Genomic DNA, 22,324 nt, shown 5'->3' with positions numbered 1-22,324 from the left:
CGCGCTACAGATCGCCCCACAGGTACTGAAGCAGGCTCAGCGCGACGACCGGCGCCGTTTCGGTGCGCAGCACCCTCGGCCCAAGCCGGACCGACTGGAAGCCAGCCTGCTGCGCGGCGCTGATTTCGGCTTCGCTCAAGCCGCCTTCCGGGCCGATGACGAGGGCCAGGCGCGCGGGCGCCGGATGCTCTGCCAGCGGCGACGCAACCGGATGCAGCACCAGTTTCAAGTCCGCATCGGCGCCCTGTAGCCATTGGTCCAGCGGCTGTGGCGCGTGAATGACCGGCAGCACCGAGCGTCCGCACTGTTCCGCTGCGCTGATTGCGATCTGGCGCCAATGCGCCACGCGCTTGTCGGCGCGTTCGTCGCTCAGGCGAACCTCGCAGCGCTCGGTCAGCAGTGGCGTGATCTCCCTGGCGCCGAGCTCGGTGGCCTTCTGGATCGCCCAATCCATGCGCTCGCCGCGCGACAGGCCCTGGCCGAGGTGGATGGCCAGCGGTGATTCGGGTTGGCCGTCGAACAGGGTCTCGATCGACACCCGGACCTGGCGCTTGCCGACCTCGATGAGCGTGGCGAGCGCTTCCCGTCCCGAGCCGTCGAAGAGCTGCAGACGATCGCCTGACGAGAGGCGCAGCACCCGAGCGATGTAGTGGGCCTGCGCGTCGGGTAAGGCCAGCTCGCCGCTGGCCAATGGTGTGTCGATGAAGAATCGGGAAAGTCGCATGGTCGGGTCGTTGTCCGGTTCGATCGCGTAGCCTGCCAGTTTATTCGCGCGCCGGTCAGCCCGGATCGCGATGGCCCGGATGCAGATCCAGATCCACGCTGACGCTGACTGCCTCGCGCGTGGCAAGGTCGATGCCCTCAGTGGCGATCTCGGCCAGGAGGTCGATCTGCTCCGGGGTGATGACATAGGGAGGCAGCAGGTACACCACGCTGCCGAGTGGACGCAGCAACGCGCCGCGGCCAAGGGCGTGTTCGTAAACCTTCAGGCCGCGACGCTCCTGCCACGGGTAGGAGGTCTTTCCGGCGCGTTCCCGGACCATCTCGATCGCAAGGGTCATACCGGTCTGGCGCACCTCGCCGACATGCGGATGATCGGCCAGGTGGGCGGTGGAGCTTGCCATGCGTGCGGCCAGCGCGCGATTGGCCTCGATCACCCCGTCCTGTTCGAAGATATCGAGCGTTGCCAGCGCGGCGGCGCAGGCCAGTGGATTGCCGGTGTAGCTGTGCGAATGTAGAAACGCGCGCAGCGTCGAGTAGTCATCGTAGAAGGCCTGGTAGACCCGCTCGGTGGTCAGGCAGGCGGCGAGCGGCAGGTAGCCGCCGGTCAGGGCTTTGGAGAGGCACAGGAAGTCGGGCGTGATGCCGGCCTGCTCGCAGGCGAACAGCGTGCCGGTACGGCCGAAGCCCACGGCGATCTCATCGTGGATCAGATGCACCTCGTAGCGATCGCAGGCTTCGCGCAGCAGCTTCAGATAGATCGGGTGGTACATGCGCATGCCACCGGCGCCCTGGATCAACGGCTCGACGATTACCGCGGCGACCTCGTGGTGGTGCTCGGCGAGGGTCTGCTCCATGGCCGCGAACATGGCGCGTGAATGGTCCTCCCAGGTCATGCCGTCCGGGCGCAGGAAGCAATCGGGACTGGGTACCTTCAGCGTGTCGAGCAGCAGCGGCCGGTAGGTTTCGGTGAACAGCGAGACATCGCCGACGGACATCGCCGCGACGGTCTCGCCGTGGTAGCTGTTGGTCAGCGTGACGAAGCGTCGCTTGTCGCTGCGCCCGAGATTGCGCCAGTAGTGAAAGCTCATCTTCAGCGCGACTTCGATGCACGACGAGCCGTTGTCCGCGTAGAACACCCGGTCGAGCCCGGCAGGCGTCAGCTTCACCAGTCGTTCGGAGAGCTCGACCACCGGCGCATGGCTGAAGCCGGCGAGGATGACGTGCTCCAGCTGATCGACCTGCTCCTTGATGCGCTGGCCGATGCGAGGGTTGGCATGGCCGAACACATTGACCCACCAGGAGCTGACGGCGTCGATGTACCGGTTGCCGTCGAAGTCCTCCAGCCAGACGCCTTCGCCCCGGCGGATCGGAATCAGCGGCAGGCGCTCGTGGTCCTTCATCTGGGTGCAGGGGTGCCACAGCACCGCCAGGTCCCGATCGGTCCATTGGCGATTCAGGCTCATCGTTGGTTACTCCTTCGTCCGGCCGAGCGCGAAGCCTACCAGATGGGCCGAGGGGCTCGTTCTATCCGGTGCGCCGATGGTTCCGAGCGAAAAATTTCATTATTCATCGATGGGTTTGCCGCTAGGCTTGTCGCTCATTTGGCTGCGAGACCCTCCGATGCGCCTGCGCAACTCTCCGAACGGTTACGGACTGATCACCATCGGCATGCACTGGATCGTGGCGGTTGCCGTGTTCGGGTTATTCGGGCTCGGGCTGTGGATGCGTGGACTGGACTATTACAGCCCCTGGTACCAGACGGCCCCGGACATTCACAAAAGTGTCGGTCTGTTGCTGCTGGGCCTGATGCTGCTTCGCGTGCTCTGGCGCCTCTATTCGCCCGCACCGCACGTGCTGCCCACCCACGGGCGCGCCACCCGGCTCGCCACCCGCTTCGGGCATGCGGCGCTGTACCTCGCCCTGTTTGGCGTGATGATCGCCGGTTATCTGATTTCGACCGCCGAAGGGCGGCCGATCCCGGTGTTCGGCTGGTTCGAGGTGCCGGCGCTGATCACGTCGATACCGCGCCAGGAAGACATCGCCGGGCTGCTGCATGAATACCTCGCCTGGGCGCTGGTGATCCTCTCCGGCCTGCATGCGCTCGCCGCGCTCAAGCACCATTTCATCGACCGGGATGCCACGCTGGTGCGCATGCTCGGCCGCGAACGCAACTGACCACAGGAGAACACCATGCTCAAGAAGACAATCGCTGCGCTCGGCCTCGGCACGGCGCTACTGGCAGGCCAGGCACTGGCTGCGGACTACGTGATCGATACCAAGGGCCAGCACGCGTTCGTCAATTTCAAGATCAGCCACCTCGGCTACAGCTGGCTGTACGGGACTTTCCGCGATTTCGAAGGCAGCTTTTCCTTCGATGCGCAGCAGCCTGAGAGCGGCAAGGTCAAGGTGACGATCGATACGGCGAGCGTCGACACCAATCACGCCGAGCGCGACAAGCACCTGCGCGGCGACGAGTTTCTCAATGTCGACGATCATCCCACCGCCACCTTCGAGTCGACTGCCATCGAGTCGACCGGCGAGAACACCGCCGACATCACCGGCAACCTAACGCTGAACGGAATCACCAAGCCGGTCGTGATCTCGGCCCGCCTGCTCGGCGAAGGCAAGGATCCTTGGGGCGGCTACCGCGCCGGCTTCGAAGGCAGCACCACGCTTCGCCTGGACGACTTCGGTATCACCCGCGATCTGGGCCCTGCTGCCGAGAGCGTCGAGCTGATCCTGTCCGTCGAGGGCGTGCGTCAGTAAGCCGTTGGGCCACTGCTCGTCGAACGCCGGCCTATGCCGGCGTTCTGCTTTTCGGTCCCGCGAGGCGGTAAATGTTCGGTAAACGGCCGTGGAAGGCCCGCAGCAGACCGATCCGGCGATTTACAAACAAAAGTGAATGTAAGTATATTCCCGCCACTGTTCATTCCGACCGCATTGCTCGGCTTCTCGCGCCGGGCTCGATCCGTTTCCAGAGGTGTCGTGTTCATGCCAGCCAAGTCAATCGGTGCTGCTCTGATCTCGCTCGTTGCCACCGCATTCCTGCTCAGCGGCTGCGAACAGCAGCAAGCCGAAGCCCCGCCAGCGGCTCCGCAGACGCCCAAGGTCGGCGTCGTCACGCTGGAATCCGAACCCTTCGAACTCACCGTCGAGCTGCCCGGACGCACCGTCGCGTACCGCGTGGCCGAGGTCCGGCCGCAGGTCGACGGCATCATCCAGAAGCGTCTTTTCACCGAGGGCAGCGAAGTCAAGGCGGGGCAACAGCTCTACCAGATCGACCCGTCCGTCTACGAGGCGACGTTCGCCAGCGCGAAAGCGCAGCTGGCGTCGGCCAAGTCGCTGTCCGATCGGTACGCGCTGCTGGTCAAGGAGCAGGCGGTCAGCCAGCAGGCGTATGACGAAGCCCGCGCGGCGACCCTGCAGGCCCAGGCCGAGCTGGATCGCGCCGAGATCAACCTGCGCTACACCAAGGTGCTGGCGCCGATTTCCGGTCGCATCGGCCGTTCCGCGGTCAGCGAGGGCGCGCTGGTCAGCATCGGCCAGGCGCAGGAGCTGGCGACCATCCGCCAGCTCGATCCGATCTACGTCGACGTGACCCAGCCGGTGCGCGACCTGCTGACCCTGCGTCAGGACCTGGAAGCCGGGCGCCTCCAGCGCGTCGGCGAGAACGCCGCCAAGGTCGAGCTGGTGCTCGAGGACGGCACCACCTTCGGCCAGCAGGGCACGCTGGAATTCACCGAGCTGGCGGTCGACACCGGCACCGGTTCGGTGACCTTGCGGGCGGTATTCCCCAATCCCGAGCGCATGCTGCTGCCGGGCATGTTCGTTCACGCGCGGCTGGTGGCGGGCGTCAAGGCCGAGGCGGTTCTCGCGCCGCAGCAGGGCATCACGCGCAACCCGAAAGGCGAGGCGACGGCCATGGTCGTCAACGACGAAGGCAAGGTCGAGGTGCGGCAGGTCAAGACCGAACGCGCGGTCGGCAACCGCTGGCTGATTGGCGAGGGCCTCGAGCCGGGTGATCGGCTGATCACCGAGGGCTTGCAGTTCATCCAGCCCGGCATGGCGGTCGAGGCCGTGCCGGCCACCAACGTCGGCGAGCAGACGCCGGCGGTCCAGGCCCGCCAGGGCTGAGGTTCAGCATGTCCAAGTTTTTCATCGACAGACCGATCTTCGCCTGGGTCATCGCCCTGGTGATCATGCTGGCGGGTGGGCTGTCCATCCTCAAGCTGCCGATCAACCAGTACCCGAGCATCGCCGCGCCGGCCGTCGGCATCTCCGTGCGCTATCCGGGTGCCTCCGCACAAACCGTGCAGGACACCGTCGTGCAGGTCATCGAGCAGCAGCTCAATGGCCTGGACGGCTTGCGCTACATCTCCTCGGAGAGCAACTCCGACGGCAGCATGTCGATCACGGTGACCTTCGAGCAGGGCACCGACCCCGACATCGCGCAGGTCCAGGTCCAGAACAAGCTGCAACTCGCCACGCCTCTGTTGCCGCAAGAGGTGCAGCAGCAGGGGATCCGCGTCACCAAGGCGGTGAAGAACTTCCTGATCGTGATCGGTCTGGTGTCGACCGATGGTTCGCTGAACCAGAGCGACCTTGCCGACTACGCGGTGGCCAACCTGCAAGATCCGCTTTCGCGGACCAAGGGGGTCGGCGACTTCCAGGTCTTCGGTGCCCAGTACGCGATGCGCATCTGGCTCGACCCCTCCAAGCTGCAGCGCTACCAGTTGACGCCGAGCGACGTCCGCGACGCGATCCAGGCGCAGAACGTACAGGTCTCGACAGGCCAGCTTGGCGGCTTGCCGGCGGTCGAGGGACAGCAGCTGAACGCGACCATCATCGGCAAGACCCGTTTGCAGGACCCCGAGCAGTTCCGCCAGATCCTGCTGAAGGTCCAGTCGGACGGCTCCCAGGTCCGGCTCGGGGATGTCGCGCGAGTCGAGCTCGGTGCCGAGAACTACAGCATCAGCGCCATGTACAACGGCAAGCCGGCGACGGGTATCGCGCTGAAGCTCGCCACCGGCGCGAACGCCCTCAGCACGGTCGAGGGGGTCAGGCAGACGATCGCCGAACTCGAGCCGTTCTTCCCGGCGGGCGTCGAGGTGGTCTATCCGTACGACACCACGCCGGTGATCTCGGCCTCGATCGAAGGCGTCGTCCATACGCTGATCGAAGCCTTCGTGCTGGTCTTCCTGGTGATGTACCTGTTCCTGCAGAACTTCCGCGCCACGCTGATTCCGACGCTGGCGGTACCGGTGGTGCTGCTCGGAACCTTCGGCGTCCTCGCGGTGTTCGGCTACAGCATCAACACCCTGACCATGTTCGCGATGGTGTTGGCGATCGGCCTGCTGGTGGACGACGCGATCGTGGTGGTGGAAAACGTCGAGCGGGTGATGCGCGAGGAAGGCCTTTCCCCGCGCGAGGCCACGCGCAAGTCGATGGGGCAGATTCAGGGCGCGCTCGTCGGTATCGGCGTGGTGCTGTCGGCGGTGCTGCTGCCGATGGCGTTCTTCGGTGGCTCGACCGGCGTGATCTATCGCCAGTTCTCCATCACGATCGTATCGGCGATGGTGCTGTCGGTGCTGGTCGCGCTGATCTTCACGCCGGCGCTCTGCGCGACCCTGCTCAAGCCGATCGCCAAGGGTGAGCATCACGCCAGCCGCGGCTTCTTCGGCTGGTTCAACCGCACGTTCGAGCGCAGCGTGAATGGATACGAGCGCGGCGTGGCTGCGATTCTGCGCCGCAAGCTGCCGTTCCTGCTGCTCTATGCGCTGATTGTCGGCGTGATGGCGCTGCTGTTCAGCCGCGTGCCGACAGCGTTCCTGCCTGAGGAAGATCAGGGCGTGCTGTTCGTTCAGGTGATGACGCCGCCCGGCTCGACCGCCGAGCGCACCCAGCAGACGATGGACAAGATGCGTGAGTACCTGCTGACCGAAGAGGCCGAGGTGGTCAATTCGGTGTTCACCGTCACTGGCTTCAGCTTCGCGGGTCGCGGGCAGAACTCCGGTATCGCCTTCATCAGCCTCAAACCCTGGGGCGAGCGCACCGAAGAAGGTTCGAGCGTCTTCGCGCTGGCCCAGCGGGCACAGCAGCACTTCGCCAGCCTGCGTGATGCGATGGTCTTCGCCTTCGCCCCGCCGGCGGTCATGGAGCTGGGCAACGCGACCGGCTTCAACCTCTACCTGCAGGACCGGGCCGGTGTCGGCCAGGCCGTGCTGCAACAGGCCCGCGACCAGTTCCTGAAACTGGCCAACCAGAGCCCGGTGCTGACGCGGGTGCGGGCCAACAGCCTGGTGGACGAGCCGCAGTACAAGATCACCATCGATGACGAAAAGGCGCGGGCCCTCGGCGTCTCGCTGGCCGCCATCAACGAAACGATGTCGATCGCCTGGGGCTCTGCCTATGTCAACGACTTCATCGATGACGGGCGGGTCAAGCGGGTCTACATCCAGGGCGAGGCCCAGGCCCGCATGAACCCGGAAGACCTGTCGCGCTGGTACGTGCGCAACGACGCCGGGGAAATGGTGCCCTTCGATGCCTTCGCGTCCGGCGAGTGGGTCTACGGCTCGCCGAAACTCACGCGCTTCAATGGCGTGAACGCCGTCGAGATGCTCGGCGAGCCGGCGCCGGGCTATAGCTCGGGCGAGGCGATGAACGAGATCGCCCGTATCGCCGAGCAATTGCCCGAAGGCATCGGCTTCTCCTGGACCGGCCAATCCTACGAGGAGCGGCTGGCCGGCTCGCAGACCACGGCGCTCTACGCCTTGTCCCTGCTGGTGGTGTTCCTGTGCCTGGCGGCGCTGTACGAGAGTTGGTCGATTCCGTTCGCGGTGATGCTCGTCGTGCCGCTCGGGGTGATCGGTGCGGTGGTGTTCACCCTGCTGCGCGGGCTGTCGAACGATGTGTTCTTCCAGGTCGGCCTGATCACCACGATCGGTCTGTCGGCCCGTAACGCGATCCTCATCGTCGAGTTCGCCAAGTCGCTCCACGAGCAGGGCAAGAGCTTCAAGGAGGCCGCGCTGGAGGCCAGCCGCATGCGTCTGCGGCCGATCGTGATGACGTCGCTGGCGTTCATTCTCGGTGTGCTGCCGCTGGCCATCGCCACCGGCGCGGGCGCCGGCAGCAAGCAGGCGATCGGTACCGGCGTGATCGGGGGCATGCTCTCGGCGGCCATTCTGGCGATTTTCTGGATTCCGTTGTTCTACGTCGCGATTGGCGAGTTCTTCGACCGTCGCAAACGCAACGCGGATCGCAAGGAGAACGGGCACGCATGAACAAAACCTTGTTGAGCCTGGCCTTGCTGGGCGTTTTGAGCGGCTGCTCGCTGATCCCGGACTATGAGCGCCCGGCGGCGCCGATCGATGATCAATGGCGTACAGCCGAGGCCGGCGCACAGACCCAGCCGATGGAGCTGGGCTGGCGCGAATTCTTCCGCGACCCGGCCTTGCAGCGGGTGGTTGGCCTCGCGCTGGAAAACAACCGCGACCTGCGCGTCGCGGCCCTGAACGTCGAGGCCTACCGTGCCCTGTATCGGGTCCAGCGAGCCGAGCTGTTCCCCTTCGTCAGTGCCGATGGCAGCGGCCAGCGGACGCGTACGCCGGGCGATCTGACCCGGACCGGCGAGCCGGTGATCGGCAGCCAGTACAGTGCCACGCTGGGCGTTTCCTGGGAGCTCGATCTGTTCGGTCGACTCGACAGCCTGCGCGAACAAGCCTTGCAGCAGTACTTCGCCTCCGATGCCGCACGCTATGCGACCCGGCTGAGCCTCATCGCCAGCGTCGCCAATGCCTGGCTGACGCTCCAGGCCGATCAGGCGCTGCTGGGCCTGACGCGCGATACGCTCGAAACCTACGAGAAAAGCCTGGCGCTGACCCAGCGCTCGTTCGATGTGGGCGTCGCCTCGGCGCTCGAGCTTCAGCAGGCGCGCAGCGCAGTGGAAAGCGCGCGGGTCGCGCTGGCGCGCTATCGGCGCCAGGTGCTGCAGGATCGCAATGCCCTGGTCCAGCTGGTCGGCGCACCAATCGGCTCCGACCTGCAGCCTGCCGAACTGGGCGAGAACCTCCTGGCCGAGCTGCCGGTCGGTCTGCCGTCGGACCTGCTGTACAAGCGCCCCGACATCCTGCAAGCCGAGCATGAACTGCTCGCCGCCAATGCCAACATCGGTGCGGCGCGGGCCGCGTTCTTCCCCAGCATCAGCCTGACAGGCGCCGCCGGCAGCGCCAGCGCCGAGTTGTCCGGTCTGTTCGACGGGGGCTCGGGGTACTGGAGTTTCGCGCCGTCGATCAGCGTTCCGATCTTCACGGCAGGCCAACTGCGGGCGAACCTGGACTACGCGCGGCTGATCAAGAACGCGCAGGTCGCCGCCTACGAGGGCGCCATTCAGACGGCGTTCCGCGAGGTTGCCGACGCCCTGGCCGCGCGCGAAACCTACGCCGAGCAGGTCGCGGCGCAGCGGGACCTGGCCGAGACCAGCGCCGAGTACTACCGCCTTGCGGAGCGGCGCTACCGGACGGGCGTGGAAAGCTACCTGACGCTGCTGGATGCGCAGCGTCAGCTGTTCGAAGCCCAGCAGCAGCTGATCACGGATCGGCTGGCCCAGCTCACCACGGCGGTCGGCCTCTACACCGCGCTTGGCGGCGGTTGGGACGTTGCGAGCACGCCGCTGGCACGAACTGTCCGGACGGATGCGCCGGCCGATTGATCAATGCCTTGATGAAAACGAAGAAAGCCGCCCTGGGGCGGCTTTCTTCGTTACGGCGAAGCGATCAGCGATTGCGTGTCAGCAATGCGGGTCGTTCGCCGCGAGGCTTGGAGGTCGGCAACTGCTCGAGCTGCTCCAGGCTCGGCAGGCGATCGAGCTTGGACTCCTTGCGCACGATCACCGGCTGACGCGTCGGCTTGTTGGCCGTCGGAACGAACTGGCCAGACTCCATGGCCTGCATGCGTTCCAGCGAATCGGCACTACCCCGACGCGGCTGGGCGGCGCGGTTCTGTCCGTTACGCGGGCCTTGGCGCTTGGCCGGCTGCTTGGCCTTGCCTGCTGTTCCACTGCGGGGCTTAGCTGGCTGGGCGGCTGATGCGCCCGGACGGCCGGCATTGCCACGACGACCACGACCCTGCGACTTCCCTTCGTAAGGGCTTACGTAGTCGACACGGTTACCGAAGTTATCGATCTCGTCGTCGAGAAAGACCTCCGGATCACGATCCTGCGGAAGGCGTGGCGGGCGGGCCACCGGTTGGGCAGCCTGCTGGGCCTCGGCACCTTTGCTGCGGCCACCGCCACGGCGGCGGCGATTGCGCGGGGCTTCGGCGGATTCGCCCGGCGCGGCCTGGGCCGCCGGCTTCTCGCCCGGTGCTGCCTTGCGGGTCGGCTTGTTGCGATCCCCGCCACGCGGCTTGCGGGGCTCCCGCGGTTCGCGGGATTCGGGCTTCTCCGCCTCGAGCGTGCTGACATCGAAGCCCAGCAGGTCGCCTTGCGGGATCTGCTGCTTGGTCATGCGCTCGATGCCCTTGAGCAGCTTCTCTTCGTCCGGTGCGACCAGCGAGATCGCTTCGCCGCTGCGTCCGGCGCGCCCGGTGCGACCGATGCGGTGGACGTAGTCTTCCTCGACATTGGGCAGCTCGAAGTTGACCACATGCGGCAGCTGATCGATGTCCAGTCCGCGGGCAGCGATGTCGGTCGCGACCAGCACGCGGATCTGATTGGCCTTGAAGTCGGCCAGTGCCTTGGTCCGCGCGTTCTGGCTCTTGTTGCCGTGAATCGCGGCGGCGGTCAGGCCGTGCTTGTCGAGGTACTCGGCGAGGCGGTTGGCGCCGTGCTTGGTGCGGGTGAACACCAGCACCTGCTCCCACGCGCCCTGGGTGATCAGGTGCGCCAGCAGCGCACGCTTGTGGCTCGCCGCGATGCGGAACACGCGTTGCTCGATGCGTTCGACCGTGGTGTTCGGCGGCGTGACCTCGATGCGCTCGGGATCATGCAGCAGCTTGCCGGCCAGGTTAATGATGTCTTGCGAGAAGGTCGCCGAGAACAGCAGGTTCTGGCGCTTGGCGGGGAGTTTCGCCAGGACTTTCTTGACGTCGTGGATGAAGCCCATGTCGAGCATGCGGTCGGCTTCGTCGAGCACGAGGATTTCGACGGCGGAGAGATCGACGCTGCCCTGGCCGGCCAGGTCGAGCAGGCGGCCGGGGCAGGCGACCAGGACGTCGACGCCCTTGGCCAGCGCCTGGACCTGGGGATTGATGCCGACGCCGCCGAAGATGCAGGCGCTCTTGAGCGGCAGGTCGCGGGCGTAGAGCGTGAAGCTGTCATGGACCTGAGCGGCCAGTTCGCGGGTCGGGGTGAGGACCAGCACGCGCGGTTGGCGCGCAACGAGCGCGCGGGTGCGGGTCTGGCTGCCCTGGGGGAACAGCAGTTCGAGAACCGGCAGGGCGAAGCCGCCGGTTTTGCCGGTGCCGGTCTGGGCGGCGACCATGAGGTCGCGGCCTTGCAACACGGCGGGGATCGCCCGCTGTTGCACGGGCGTAGGCTGGGCATAGCCAGCAGCCTCGACGGCACCGGCTAGAGCCTCGGAGAGACCGAGGGAAGCAAAGGACATGAGTGATCCTGTCTTGTATGGGCGTGGCCCGGGATGATCAAGCCAAGCTCGAACCATGCGACCCGAAAGCGAAGGGTGCGGTCCCGTCCAGTGTTGCCGAGTGGTCGGCATCCGGACGTAAGCGTGGCGGCAGCGCGGAGTATAACAGGGGCTGTCAACGCCGCATTGGGTACGACAGTGTTGCAGGTCCTGGGTTCATTGGCCAGCCCCGATTCGAGGCCGGCCAATGCGGTCAGCGTGCGATCTGCAGGTTGCGGTAAACCGCGAGACTCGGCTCGGCCTGGTTCAGCGTGTAGAAGTGCAGCCCTGGCGCGCCGCCGGCGAGCAGCTTTTCGCACATCCGGCTGATCACCTCTTCACCGAATGCCTGGATGCTCTCGATGTCATCGCCATAGGCTTCGAGCTGCTTGCGGACCCAGCGCGGGATTTCCGCGCCGCAGGCATCGGAGAAGCGCGCCAGCTTGCTGTAGTTGGTGATCGGCATGATGCCGGGCACCACGGGTATCTCCACGCCCAGCTTGCGCACACGCTCGACGAAGTAGAAGTAGCAGTCGGCATTGAAGAAGTACTGGGTGATGGCGCTGCTGGCTCCGGCCTGCGCCTTGCGGACGAAGTTCTTCAGGTCGTCCTCGAAGTTGCGTGCCTGCGGGTGCATTTCCGGGTAGGCGGCGATCTCGATGTGGAAGTGTCCGCCCGTCTCGGCACGGATGAAGTCCACCAGCTCGTTGGCATAGCGCAGCTCGCCGCTGGCCATGCCCATGCCGGAGGGCAGGTCGCCGCGCAAGGCGACGATCCGCCGGATGCCGGCATTCTTGTAGGTGTTCAGCAGGTCGCGCAGCTCGGCCTTGCTGTCGCCGACGCAGGACAGGTGCGGTGCGGTCGGCACCTTCACCTCGCCATCGAGCTGCAGCACGGTGTTGAGCGTGCGGTCGCGGGTCGAGCCACCGGCACCGTAGGTGCAGGAGAAGAAGTCCGGCGTGTATTCAGCCAGCTGGCGCGCGGTGGCCAGCAGTTTTTCGTGCCCGGCATCGGTCTTGGTGGGGAAGAACTCGAAGCTGATCGAGGGGCGGGATTGAGTTTGGCTCATGGCGAATCCAGGGGCTGTCAGGCAGCGTACTGCCCGAGACGTCCTTTTATCGTCAGAGCCGAAGGCTTCGAACCTCCAGCTCCAACGGCTTTTCATGCGTAGGGTGGAAAACGACCGGAGGCCTTTTCCACCAACCGGGGTCCAGCAGTGGAAAAGCGCTTCGCGCGTTTTCCACCCAGCGGATCAATACCGATAGCTGTCCGGCTTGAACGGGCCTTCGACCTCGACACCGATGTACTCGGCCTGTTTGGGCGTCAGCCTGGTCACGACGCCGCCGAAGCCCTTGACCATTTCCAGCGCGACTTCCTCGTCGAGCTTCTTCGGCAGGACCATGACGGTGACGTTCTTGGTCTTCTCGACCACCGGCAGGTCGGCGAACTTCTCGTTGTACAGGTGGATCTGGGCGAGCACCTGGTTGGCGAAGGAACCGTCCATGATCCGGCTCGGGTGGCCGGTGGCGTTGCCCAGGTTCACCAGGCGGCCTTCGGCCAGCAGGATCAGGTAGTCGTCGTTGGCCGGATCGACCTGCTTGCCGGTGCGGTGGATCTTGTGCACCTGCGGCTTGACCTCTTCCCAGCCCCAGTTCTGGCGCATGAAGGCGGTGTCGATCTCGTTGTCGAAGTGGCCGATGTTGCAGACCACGGCGCGCTTCTTCAGCGCCTTCAGCATGCCGGCGTCGCAGACGTTGGCGTTGCCGGTGGTGGTGACGATCAGGTCGATCTTGCCGAGCAGCGCTTTGTCGATGCTGGCGTCGGTGCCGTCGTTCTGGCCGTTCAGGTAGGGCGAGACGACCTCATAGCCGTCCATGCAGGCCTGCATGGCGCAGATCGGGTCCACTTCGCTGACCTTGACGATCATGCCTTCCTGGCGTAGCGAGGCGGCCGAGCCCTTGCCCACGTCGCCGTAGCCGATCACCAGCGCCTGCTTGCCGGACAGCAGGTGGTCGGTGGCGCGCTTGATGGCGTCGTTGAGGCTGTGGCGGCAGCCGTACTTGTTGTCGTTCTTGCTCTTGGTGACCGAGTCGTTGACGTTGATCGCCGGGATCTTGAGGGTGCCTTTCTTCAGCATGTCCTGCAGGCGGTGCACGCCGGTGGTCGTCTCTTCGGTCACGCCATGCACGCGCTCGAGCACCTGCGAGTACTTGTCGTGCAGGATCTGGGTCAGGTCTCCGCCGTCGTCCAGCACCATGTTGGCGTCCCACGGCTGGCCGTCCTTGAGGATGGTCTGCTCGATGCACCACTCGTACTCTTCTTCGGTCTCGCCCTTCCAAGCAAACACCGGGATGCCGGCCGCGGCGATGGCGGCGGCGGCCTGGTCCTGGGTGGAGAAGATGTTGCAGGAAGACCAGCGCACTTCGGCGCCCAGCGCGACCAGGGTCTCGATCAGCACCGCCGTCTGGATGGTCATGTGGATGCAGCCGAGGATCTTCGCGCCCTTGAGCGGCTGCTCGGCGGCGTACTTGCGGCGCAGGCCCATCAGGGCCGGCATTTCGGATTCGGCGATGATGATCTCGCGGCGGCCCCAGTCGGCCAGGGAAATGTCGGCGACCTTGAAGTCGTTGAAACCGGCAGGCGTGATGACAGCGCTCATCGGATGAGTTCTCCATTCGTAGTGTGCGAATGGGCGCCGTTGATGCGTTCGGAAAACGCCCCAGTCGAGCCTGACAGGTCGAGCCTGCTGCAGCGCCCCTCGGCTGGGTGGCGGGCGCGGCCGAGCGGTGTCGGTCGCGTGAAACCCGGCGAGTATAGCGGCGCGTGCCGAAACGCCCAAGCCTCGCTGCGAACGCCCGTCGGGAGGCGTCCGAACTCCCGCGTCTGCCCTGCGTCGAATTGTCCGAGGGTCCGGTGAAAGACGATGCCGGGCGACAGGCTTCACAGGAGACCCGACCCATGAGACTTGCCCCAGTCACCCTGCTGCCGCTGGCGTTGCTCAGCCTGCCTGCGGCCGCCGATTCCTGTTATGTCATCGCCGCGTCCGCCGGTTCGGTACCGCCGCCGGTCATCACCGAACAGTGTTTCGAGTTCGTCGGGATGAAGGACAAACAGGCCCTCGATTGGGCCTGCCGGGACGTGGACAACGTCCGCATCGCCCGGCGTAACGAACGCGAGCGCTGCCCGGCCGGTTACTTCGCCACCTGCACGGCCGGGGTGACCCCCGAGACGTTGACCAGCGCGCGCGCCACCGGCAGCCAGGGCACGACGGACCTGTTCGATGGCCAGGTGCCGGAGCACGCGAAGATCGTCAGCTACTACTACGAAGCCTCCGACCGCTCGCAGGCCAAGGTCGATTGCGAGTCGGCCGGAGGCGAGTGGGGGCGCTAGGTGCGTTTGTACCGATCGCGTCGCATCGGGATAATCCGCGCTTCCTGTAGATGCAAGCGGTAGGACGATGAAACTGAAGGTGACCATGCTGGCCCTGGTGGCGACACTCGGGCTGGCGGCATGCGATCGCGTCGATCCGAACTCACCCCTGGGCAAGCGCACCGCGATTTTCGAACAGATGATGCAGACCAGCGAGGACATGGGCGGCATGCTGCGCGGCCGTCTGAAGTTCGACGGCGAAGCCTTCGCCCAAGGCGCGGTCCGTCTGGACAAGCTGTCCCGGCAACCCTGGCAGTACTTCCCCGAGGTCAAGGACGACGAACGTACCAGCGCGCGCGACGAGGTATGGGAACGCCAGGAGCGCTTCCAGAGCCTGGCGCGGGAACTGGAGCAGGCCACGGCCAGGCTGGTCGAGGTGTCGCGAGCCAAGCCACTGACGCCCGAGCAGGTCGCGCCGGCGATGCAGCAGGTCGAGGACGCCTGCGAAGCCTGCCATCAGGAATTCCGCGTCTACTGACCGTCGGGTTCGATTGCTCAGCGACCGCGCAAGGCGTCGAGCTGACGTCTTGCGCGGTCCAGGCGTCGCTGGTTGAGTTCGATCGCTGCCGTATCGTTGCGCCCGAGCGCCTGTCTCAGCGCGGCCTCGTGGCGGCTGACTTCGCGAGTCGCCGCTTCTATCGCGGCATGATTCTGCTGCACCGGCACCAGTCCCCGGCAGGCCTCGTTGAGGGCGGTCAGCTCGCCCTCGAGGCGGGTCAGGCGCACATTGTCGCCGGCCAGTCGGGCTTCCTTCATCGCTTCGCTCAGCCGCTGCCGCTCGCCCGCGCAGTCCTGCGGCGCGGCGGTGCACCAACCCGAGAGCGATGCCAGGCTCAGGCTGGTGGCGATCGTCAGGGCGAGGGTGAGGCGAGCGCGCATGGTCACTCCGACAGGTCTTTCGTTATCGACCGGGAAATGTTCGTAAAAGTGCCTCAAAAGCCGGCAATGCCTTCGGTACGAAGCTGCTGGCCGAGCCGGGCGACGTCCGGGTGATCGAAAAAGGCGACCAGCTCGCGGGCGCGTGACGCTGGCATGCCGAGCGCTTGCCAGTCGGCAACGCTGCGCTCGGTGCGAGCCGCCCAGATTTCCCGTTCCGTCAGTTTCACTGATGGCGGCAGGCCGAGCGCGACCATCCAGCGGGCGAACGGGCGCGTCCTGGCCATGCGCAGGCTCGCCAGCAGGTTTTTCGCGCGCGTCGCGCCGAAGCCGGGAAGTGCCGCCAATCGGGCTTCGTCGAGTGACAGCCATGCCAGCAGGTCCGGCAGCAGGCCGGCCTCCAGCAGCTGCTGCCAGGTGCCCGGGCCGACGCCGGGCAGCGCGAGTGCCTGGTCCGCCGCCAGCCAGTCCAGCCGGGCCAGAAACTGCTGCTCACAGCCCGGCGTAGGGCGCCAGCAGCTCAAGCGGTGGTAAGCCTGCGGATCGGGCGCGATGACGGGGGCGCGTGTCGTCGCCCTCAATACGACCTCGCCGAGGCGCGGAATGGCGTTGCCCGCCAGCGCGACCGCCACCTGATCGCCCGGACGAATGTCCGCGGCCCGCCAGCGTCGCAGCGAACCGGCGCTGACGCGGTTGATGGTGCGGTCGTCCAGGCGCACCGGATCGAGTTCCAGTATCGGCGTGATCCGACCGGTGCGGCCGATGCGGAAGTCGATCGCGCGGACCGAGGCCAGGGCCTGTCTCGGCGGGTATTTCCAGGCGGCGGCCCAGTGCGGCGGGGTGGCAGCCCAGCGTGTGGCCGGCGGGCGCTGGCTCTGGCGCAGCACGACCCCGTCGGTCGCGAACGGCAGCGGGCTGCGGAACCAGTGGTCGCGCCAGTGCGCCGCCTCCGCGAAGGTCGCTACCGGCTGGGTGAAGGGGCGCGTGTCGAGCCCCAGGCGCGCGAGGCCGGCGACGCGGGCCTCGATGTCGGCCGGGCCGTCGGGCCAGTCCCAGGCGAACAGATGGATGCGTTCGGCGGTGGCGCGATCCGGCCGCTCGCTCGCCAGGGCGCCGGCGACGCGCGCCCGCGCACCGACCCCTCCGGCGCTCGCCTGGACATGCGCGTCCAGCGCCCAGTAAAGCTCGCCCTGGATGATCGCATCGCGCGGTTCGGTGAGCTGCGTCGGAACGTTCGGCAGCGCCTGCACGCGCGAGGTCCAGTCCTGGCCGGTCGCGCCATCGCCGCGGCTGACGGCCTGCACCAGGCGACCGTTGCGGTAGCGCAGGGTAATGGCGACGCCATCGACCTTGGGCTGGATCCAGACCTGCCGACGATTGCCGATCCAGCGCTCGACCGCGCCCTTGTCGGCCAGCTTGTCGAGGCCGGTCTGGGCGATGGGATGCGCCAGCGTGCCGTGGCTGCTCGCCAAGGGATTCGGTGCCGCTGGCGACGCGAAACACCGCTGCCAGTGGTCGAGGCGGGCGCGCGCCTGGTCGTAGAGTTCGTCGTCGATCAGCGACTGGCCGCGACGGTGATAGGCATCGTCCCACTCGGCGATCCGCTCGCTCAGGCTGGCGATTTCGTTCCGGGCACGCGATTCGACCCAGTCGGGGCAGGGCGCGGCGAGCGATGGCAGGCAAACGGCAAACAGGCAAAGCGCGAGGCTTCGTAACATGGCGGGGCATCCTTGCTCCGTTGAAGGAGCCGCATTGTCTTTCATCGCATCGCCCCGGGCTGTGCGACAGTGCAAGTCCGAGCGACCGCTCGGCCGTCGATTAGGGCGCGCCCGATGAACCCTGCCGGCGCCTGATGGCCTGAGGCTTTGGCCCGGTCGATAGGGGCTGCCAGGCTGTCGTGCAGCCTCCTGCCGGTTTGTGAGAAGGGCCACGGGTTGCGTAACCTGCGCTCGCTACGTGTCCATCCGGCCTGGCTTCGTCGATTTCTCTACAATGGCCCGTTTTGCGGAGAGCCCCGCCGTGCATCCAGTGATCGCCATCGAGCAGCTGACCAAGACCTACGGCTCCGGCCATACGGCGCTGCGCGACATCAACCTCGAGATTCGCAAGGGCGAGATCTTCGCCCTGCTCGGCCCCAACGGGGCGGGCAAGACCACGCTCATCAGCATCGTTTGCGGCATCGTCAATCCAGGCACCGGGCGCGTGCTGGTCGGCGGCAGCGACATCGTCCGCGACTACCGCGCGGCGCGATCGAAGATCGGGCTGGTGCCGCAGGAGTTGTTCAACGAGGGCTTCGAAAGTGTCTGGGCCACGGTGCGCTTTTCACGTGGGCTGTTCGGCAAGAAGCCGGACGACGCGCTGCTCGAGCAGGTGCTGCGCGACCTGTCGCTGTGGGACAAGCGCGACGCGCGGATCAACGAGCTGTCCGGCGGCATGAAGCGCCGGGTGATGATCGCCAAGGCGCTGTCGCATGAACCCGAGGTGCTGTTTCTCGACGAGCCGACCGCCGGCGTCGATGTGGAGCTGCGCCGCGACATGTGGCAGATGGTGCGGCGGCTGCGCGAACGCGGCGTGACCATCATCCTGACCACCCATTACATCGAGGAAGCCGAGGAAATGGCCGACCGCATCGGCGTGATCCGCCGCGGCGAGATCATCCTCGTCGAGGACAAGGCGCGGCTGATGAAGCAGCTCGGCAAGAAGCAACTCACCCTGCAATTGCAGCGGCCCCTGGACGCGATTCCCGCGGAGCTGGCGACCGAGCCGCTGCAACTCGCCGACAGCGGTCACCAGTTGATCTTCACCTTCGATACGCAACGCGAGCACACCGGCATCGCCGAGCTGCTCAAGCGCCTGGCCGCGCACGACATAGATTACAAGGACCTGCAGACCAGCCAGAGCTCGCTGGAAGAAATCTTCGTCGACCTGGTGAGGACCCACGCATGAATCTCTACGCCGTCAGGGCCATCTACCTGTTCGAGCTGGCCCGCGCCTGGCGCACCCTGGCCCAGAGCATCGCCACACCGGTGATTTCGACGTCGCTGTACTTCGTGGTGTTCGGCTCGGCGATCGGTTCGAGCATGAGCCAGGTGCAGGGCATCAGCTACGGTGCCTTCATCGTGCCGGGGCTGATCATGATGATGCTGCTGACCGAAAGCGTCTCGAACGCTTCGTTCGGCATCTACATGCCGCGCTACGCCGGCACCATCTACGAGGTGCTGTCGGCGCCGGTGTCCTATTTCGAGATACTCATCGGCTACGTTGGCGCGGCGGCCACCAAGTCGATCGTGCTCGGGCTGCTGATCCTGGTCACCGCCCGGGTGTTCGTCGACTACCACATCGAGCATCCGCTGATGATGGTGATGTTCCTGGTGCTGACCGCGGTTACCTTCAGCCTGTTCGGCTTCATCATCGGCATCTGGGCCGATGGCTGGGAGAAGCTGCAGGTGGTGCCGGCGCTGATCGTCACGCCGCTGGCGTTTCTCGGCGGCAGCTTCTACTCGATCGGCATGCTGCCGGAGGTCTGGCAGAAGATCGCGCTGATCAATCCGGTGGTTTATCTCATCAGCGGTTTCCGCTGGAGTTTCTACGGCGTGTCGGACGTCAACCCGCTGATCAGCCTGGGCATGACGCTCGGCTTCATGGTGGCGTGCCTCGGCATCGTCGCCTGGATATTTCGCACCGGTTACCGGCTCAAGCGGTGAGCCGGGCCGGTGCGCGGCTCTTCATAGAAGGTGAAACCATGAAAACCATACGAATCCTGGCGCTCGGCGGCGCCCTGAGCCTGTTCGCCGGCCCGGCGCTGGCGGCGTTCGATCTCGGCGAGGCGGCACGCCTCGGTTCGTCGATGCTGGGCGGGGAGAGTCAGGGACAGGCCGCGCAAGCGGTCAAGCTGGTGACGACGCTCGACGAGCTGGGCATCACGCCGCAGCAGGCCATCGGGGGGACGGGCGCGCTGCTCAACGTGGCGCGCAATCAGCTGCCGGCGAGCCAGTATGGCGAGCTGATCAGCGAGGTGCCGGGCCTGCAACAACTGACCGGCAGCGAGGGGCTGGACCAGCTCGCCGGCCTGAGCGGTCTGCTCGGCACGTCGCCATCCTCGGCCCCGATCAGCGAGGCGACGCAGACGGCGCTGGATAACGTTTCGACGCTGCCTCAGGCCCAGCAGGCCTTCTCGATGCTGGGGATGGACTCGGCGCTGATCGGCCAGTTCGCGCCGCTGCTGCTGCAATACCTGGGCAACCAGGGCATCGGCGGCCCGCTACTGCAAGGCTTGGCGAACGTCTGGGGCGTGAAGGGCAACTGACGTCCCGAGCCCAATGAAAAAGCCCCGCGCAGCGCGAGCTGGCGGGGCTTCTTCTTGCGCGCTGTAGGGTGGGCTTCAGCCCACCGCTCCAGGCGGATCGGCTCTCGTGGCGAATGGTGGGCTGAAGCCCACCCTACTGCCGGGGACGAGCCCGATCAGAGACCGGCAGCCGCGCGCAACGCTTCGGCCTTGTCGGTCTTTTCCCAGGTGAAGGCGGTGAAGGTGTCGCCACCGACCGTCATCTCGTAGGGGTTGCGGCCGAAGTGGCCGTAGGCCGCGGTGGCCCGGTACATCGGGTGCAGCAGGTCGAGCATGGTGGTGATCGCGTACGGCCGCAGATCGAAATGCTCGCGCACCAGGGCGACGATCTTCTCGTCGCTGAGCTTGCCGGTGCCGAAGGTGTTGATCGAGATCGAAGTCGGCTGAGCCACGCCGATGGCGTAGGAAACCTGGATTTCGCAACGCTCGGCCAGGCCCGCCGCGACGATGTTCTTGGCCACGTAACGGCCGGCGTAAGCGGCCGAACGATCGACCTTGGACGGGTCCTTGCCGGAGAAGGCGCCGCCGCCGTGACGGGCCATGCCGCCGTAGGTGTCGACGATGATCTTGCGCCCGGTCAGGCCGCAGTCGCCCACCGGGCCGCCGATGATGAACTGGCCGGTCGGGTTGATGTGGAACTGGGTGTCCTTGTGCAGCAGCTCGGCGGGGATGACGTGCTTGACGATCAGCTCCATCACCGCTTCCTTGAGGTCGGCGTGCTTGACCTCGGGGTTGTGCTGGGTGGAGAGCACGATGGCGTCGATGCCGACCACCTTGCCACCTTCATAGCGGCAGGTGACCTGGCTCTTGGCGTCCGGGCGAAGCCAGGGCAGCAGGCCGTTCTTGCGCGCTTCGGCCTGGCGCTCGACCAGTGCGTGGGAGAAGCGGATCGGCGCGGGCATCAGCACGTCGGTCTCGTTGCTGGCATAGCCGAACATCAGGCCTTGGTCGCCAGCGCCCTGGTCTTCCGGCTTGGACCGGTCGACGCCCTGGGCGATGTCCACCGACTGCTTGCCGATGATGTTGAGGATGCCGCAGGTGGCGCCGTCGAAGCCGACGTCCGAGCTGTTGTAGCCGATGTCGATGATGACGTCGCGCACCAGCTGCTCGAGGTCGACCCAGGCGCTGGTAGTCACTTCGCCAGCGACGATGGCCACCCCGGTCTTGACCAGGGTCTCGCAGGCCACGCGGGCGTGCTTGTCCTCGGCGATGATGGCGTCGAGCACGGCGTCGGAGATCTGGTCCGCGATCTTGTCCGGATGCCCTTCGGACACGGATTCGGAGGTGAAAATCGAGTATTCGCTCATCTATCGGTTTCCTGTTACCGGTGGGTGAGTCGGTCGTCGTCAGCGGGCTTGGCGAACTGCCGCACCTGGATCTGAAAACCGTTCTTCAAGCCAATGTAGAGGCTCTCGCCGGGCGTGAGCCCCGCGGCATCGGCCCAACGGGCCAGATCGTCCTGTTCGAAGCCCAACCACAGATCGCCGCAGGCCTCCCTGGCCCAACTCTGGTTGTGGCTGCACAGCTCGGTGATCAACAGGCTGCCACCTGCCTTCACCAGCCGCGCCAGTTGTCGTAGCGCGTCGCCCGGTGCGGCGAGGTGATGCAAAACCATGTTCACCACCACGCAATCGGCTGCCGGGCAATCGTCCTGCAGGGCGTCGGCCAGTCGCAGTTCGACGTTCGCCAATCCCGCCCGTTCACAGCAAGCCTGCGCCAGCTGGAGCATCGCCGGGCTGTTGTCGACCGCGACGACCTGACGGAATCGCCCCGCCAGCACCGGCAGAAAGCCGCCGTCACCAGGGCCGACCTCCAGCGCCGTCGCCGTGCTCGGCAGTTGCAGGGCGTCGAGCAGTGCCAGCACCGCGTCGTGGTACTGCGGCAAGCCGGCGATCAGGTCCTGGCGCGCCTGGAAGCTGCCCGCCATGCGTGCAAAGTAGTCTTCGCTGGCGGCGCTGCGTTGCCCGTGCACGCCTTCGATGCGCTGGCGCACCTCGTCCGGCAGCGCCAGCCGATCGACCTCTTCGAGCAGCGTCGCATGCAGGCTGCCGCCGAGACTTTCAGCACGCGGCAGAGCCCGTCGGTAAAAAATCGCGTTGCCTTCGCGTCGCGTCGCCACCAGCCCGGCCTGCGCCAGCACCTTCAAATGATGGCTGATGCCCGACTGGCCGATGGCGAAAATCTGCGCCAGCTCCAGCACTCCGAACGAATCGTTCGCCAGCGCACGCAGCACGTTCAGTCGCAGCGGATCGCCGGCCGCCTTGCACAGGGCGGCGAGTTGGTCGCTGGCTTCGAAACGCAACTGGGGGACGCGCAGGCTCATGGCGGCGAA

19 protein-coding genes and 1 riboswitch are annotated in these 22,324 nt (G+C 66.2%); of the genes, 10 read left to right on the top strand and 9 right to left on the bottom strand.

All coding sequences use genetic code 11. The features are described from left to right. Positions 1-4: 4 nt before the first annotated feature. Entirely contained in the window at positions 5-724 is a 720-nt protein-coding gene (locus D7325_RS07040) for a 16S rRNA (uracil(1498)-N(3))-methyltransferase (RefSeq protein ID WP_120994840.1), read from the bottom strand. A gap of 55 nt (positions 725-779) precedes the next feature. Continuing rightward, positions 780-2,186 (bottom strand): adenosylmethionine--8-amino-7-oxononanoate transaminase, encoded by a 1,407-nt coding sequence (locus D7325_RS07035; RefSeq protein WP_120994839.1) that lies wholly within the window; start codon positions 2,184-2,186, stop codon positions 780-782. 157 nt (positions 2,187-2,343) lie between these two features. Between D7325_RS07035 and D7325_RS07030 the strand changes: the two genes are divergently transcribed. From D7325_RS07030 to D7325_RS07010, 5 genes are all read left to right on the top strand, one after another. Next, the gene (locus D7325_RS07030; RefSeq protein ID WP_120994838.1) at positions 2,344-2,898 is read left to right on the top strand and encodes a cytochrome b; all 555 of its coding nucleotides are present in this window, start codon (positions 2,344-2,346) and stop codon (positions 2,896-2,898) included. A gap of 15 nt (positions 2,899-2,913) precedes the next feature. Then, the gene (locus tag D7325_RS07025) at positions 2,914-3,489 is read left to right on the top strand and encodes a YceI family protein (RefSeq protein ID WP_120994837.1); all 576 of its coding nucleotides are present in this window, start codon (positions 2,914-2,916) and stop codon (positions 3,487-3,489) included. Between the two features lie 225 nt (positions 3,490-3,714). Then, positions 3,715-4,857 (top strand): efflux RND transporter periplasmic adaptor subunit, encoded by a 1,143-nt coding sequence (locus D7325_RS07020; protein WP_120995109.1) that lies wholly within the window; start codon positions 3,715-3,717, stop codon positions 4,855-4,857. Between the two features lie 8 nt (positions 4,858-4,865). Further along, the gene (locus D7325_RS07015; RefSeq protein WP_120994836.1) at positions 4,866-8,003 is read left to right on the top strand and encodes an efflux RND transporter permease subunit; all 3,138 of its coding nucleotides are present in this window, start codon (positions 4,866-4,868) and stop codon (positions 8,001-8,003) included. Beyond that, entirely contained in the window at positions 8,000-9,430 is a 1,431-nt protein-coding gene (locus tag D7325_RS07010) for an efflux transporter outer membrane subunit (RefSeq protein WP_120994835.1), read from the top strand. Before D7325_RS07015 ends, D7325_RS07010 begins: the two co-directional genes overlap by 4 nt. A gap of 64 nt (positions 9,431-9,494) precedes the next feature. Here the strand turns inward: D7325_RS07010 and rhlE2 are convergent, their stop codons facing one another. The 3 genes from rhlE2 to ahcY form a co-directional block, all read right to left on the bottom strand. Then, positions 9,495-11,324: an RNA helicase RhlE2 gene (gene rhlE2, locus D7325_RS07005; protein WP_120994834.1), complete on the bottom strand. Its 1,830-nt coding sequence runs from the start codon at positions 11,322-11,324 to the stop codon at positions 9,495-9,497. A 232-nt stretch (positions 11,325-11,556) separates the two neighbouring features. After that, on the bottom strand, positions 11,557-12,411 hold the full coding sequence (gene metF, locus D7325_RS07000) for a methylenetetrahydrofolate reductase [NAD(P)H] (RefSeq protein WP_120994833.1): 855 nt from the start codon (positions 12,409-12,411) through the stop codon (positions 11,557-11,559). Positions 12,412-12,594: 183 nt separating this feature from the next. Then, positions 12,595-14,001, bottom strand: coding sequence for an adenosylhomocysteinase (ahcY, locus tag D7325_RS06995; RefSeq protein ID WP_120994832.1), 1,407 nt, complete (start codon positions 13,999-14,001; stop codon positions 12,595-12,597). A gap of 24 nt (positions 14,002-14,025) precedes the next feature. Further along, a riboswitch (S-adenosyl-L-homocysteine riboswitch) is annotated at positions 14,026-14,108 on the bottom strand. A 192-nt stretch (positions 14,109-14,300) separates the two neighbouring features. On the opposite strand from ahcY, the gene D7325_RS06990 reads away from it, so the two are divergent. Both D7325_RS06990 and D7325_RS06985 read left to right on the top strand, forming a co-directional pair. After that, positions 14,301-14,732 carry a hypothetical protein gene (locus tag D7325_RS06990; protein WP_120994831.1) on the top strand — a complete coding sequence of 144 codons (432 nt, stop codon included), beginning with the start codon at positions 14,301-14,303 and terminating at the stop codon, positions 14,730-14,732. A 67-nt stretch (positions 14,733-14,799) separates the two neighbouring features. Further along, complete coding sequence (locus D7325_RS06985; protein WP_120994830.1) at positions 14,800-15,249, top strand: c-type cytochrome; 450 nt, start codon at positions 14,800-14,802, stop codon at positions 15,247-15,249. 17 nt (positions 15,250-15,266) lie between these two features. Here D7325_RS06985 and D7325_RS06980 read toward each other — a convergent pair whose 3' ends face one another. Together D7325_RS06980 and ligB are read right to left on the bottom strand one after the other, a co-directional pair. Then, positions 15,267-15,650: a DUF1090 family protein gene (locus tag D7325_RS06980; protein WP_120994829.1), complete on the bottom strand. Its 384-nt coding sequence runs from the start codon at positions 15,648-15,650 to the stop codon at positions 15,267-15,269. Between the two features lie 53 nt (positions 15,651-15,703). After that, positions 15,704-17,365, bottom strand: coding sequence for an NAD-dependent DNA ligase LigB (ligB, locus tag D7325_RS06975; protein ID WP_120994828.1), 1,662 nt, complete (start codon positions 17,363-17,365; stop codon positions 15,704-15,706). A 301-nt stretch (positions 17,366-17,666) separates the two neighbouring features. Here ligB and D7325_RS06970 point away from each other — a divergent pair, with 301 nt between their 5' ends. From D7325_RS06970 to D7325_RS06960, 3 genes are read left to right on the top strand one after another with little or no spacing between them, the layout of a single operon-like run. Then, positions 17,667-18,593, top strand: a complete 927-nt coding sequence (locus D7325_RS06970; RefSeq protein ID WP_120995108.1) for an ABC transporter ATP-binding protein — start codon at positions 17,667-17,669, stop codon at positions 18,591-18,593. Further along, positions 18,590-19,351, top strand: coding sequence for an ABC transporter permease (locus tag D7325_RS06965; protein WP_120994827.1), 762 nt, complete (start codon positions 18,590-18,592; stop codon positions 19,349-19,351). Before D7325_RS06970 ends, D7325_RS06965 begins: the two co-directional genes overlap by 4 nt. A 38-nt stretch (positions 19,352-19,389) precedes the next feature. After that, on the top strand, positions 19,390-19,953 hold the full coding sequence (locus D7325_RS06960; protein ID WP_120994826.1) for a DUF2780 domain-containing protein: 564 nt from the start codon (positions 19,390-19,392) through the stop codon (positions 19,951-19,953). 155 nt (positions 19,954-20,108) lie between these two features. Here D7325_RS06960 and metK read toward each other — a convergent pair whose 3' ends face one another. Continuing rightward, complete coding sequence (metK, locus tag D7325_RS06955; RefSeq protein ID WP_120994825.1) at positions 20,109-21,299, bottom strand: methionine adenosyltransferase; 1,191 nt, start codon at positions 21,297-21,299, stop codon at positions 20,109-20,111. A gap of 14 nt (positions 21,300-21,313) precedes the next feature. Beyond that, on the bottom strand, positions 21,314-22,315 hold the full coding sequence (locus tag D7325_RS06950; protein WP_120994824.1) for an ArsR/SmtB family transcription factor: 1,002 nt from the start codon (positions 22,313-22,315) through the stop codon (positions 21,314-21,316). Positions 22,316-22,324 lie beyond the last annotated feature (9 nt).

Origin of the sequence: Stutzerimonas urumqiensis, from assembly GCF_003640395.1 — a bacterium.
GTDB lineage: Bacteria > Pseudomonadota > Gammaproteobacteria > Pseudomonadales > Pseudomonadaceae > Stutzerimonas > Stutzerimonas urumqiensis.
Note: the sequence above shows the minus strand (reverse complement) of the source record. Positions and strands in the feature narration are given on the sequence as shown.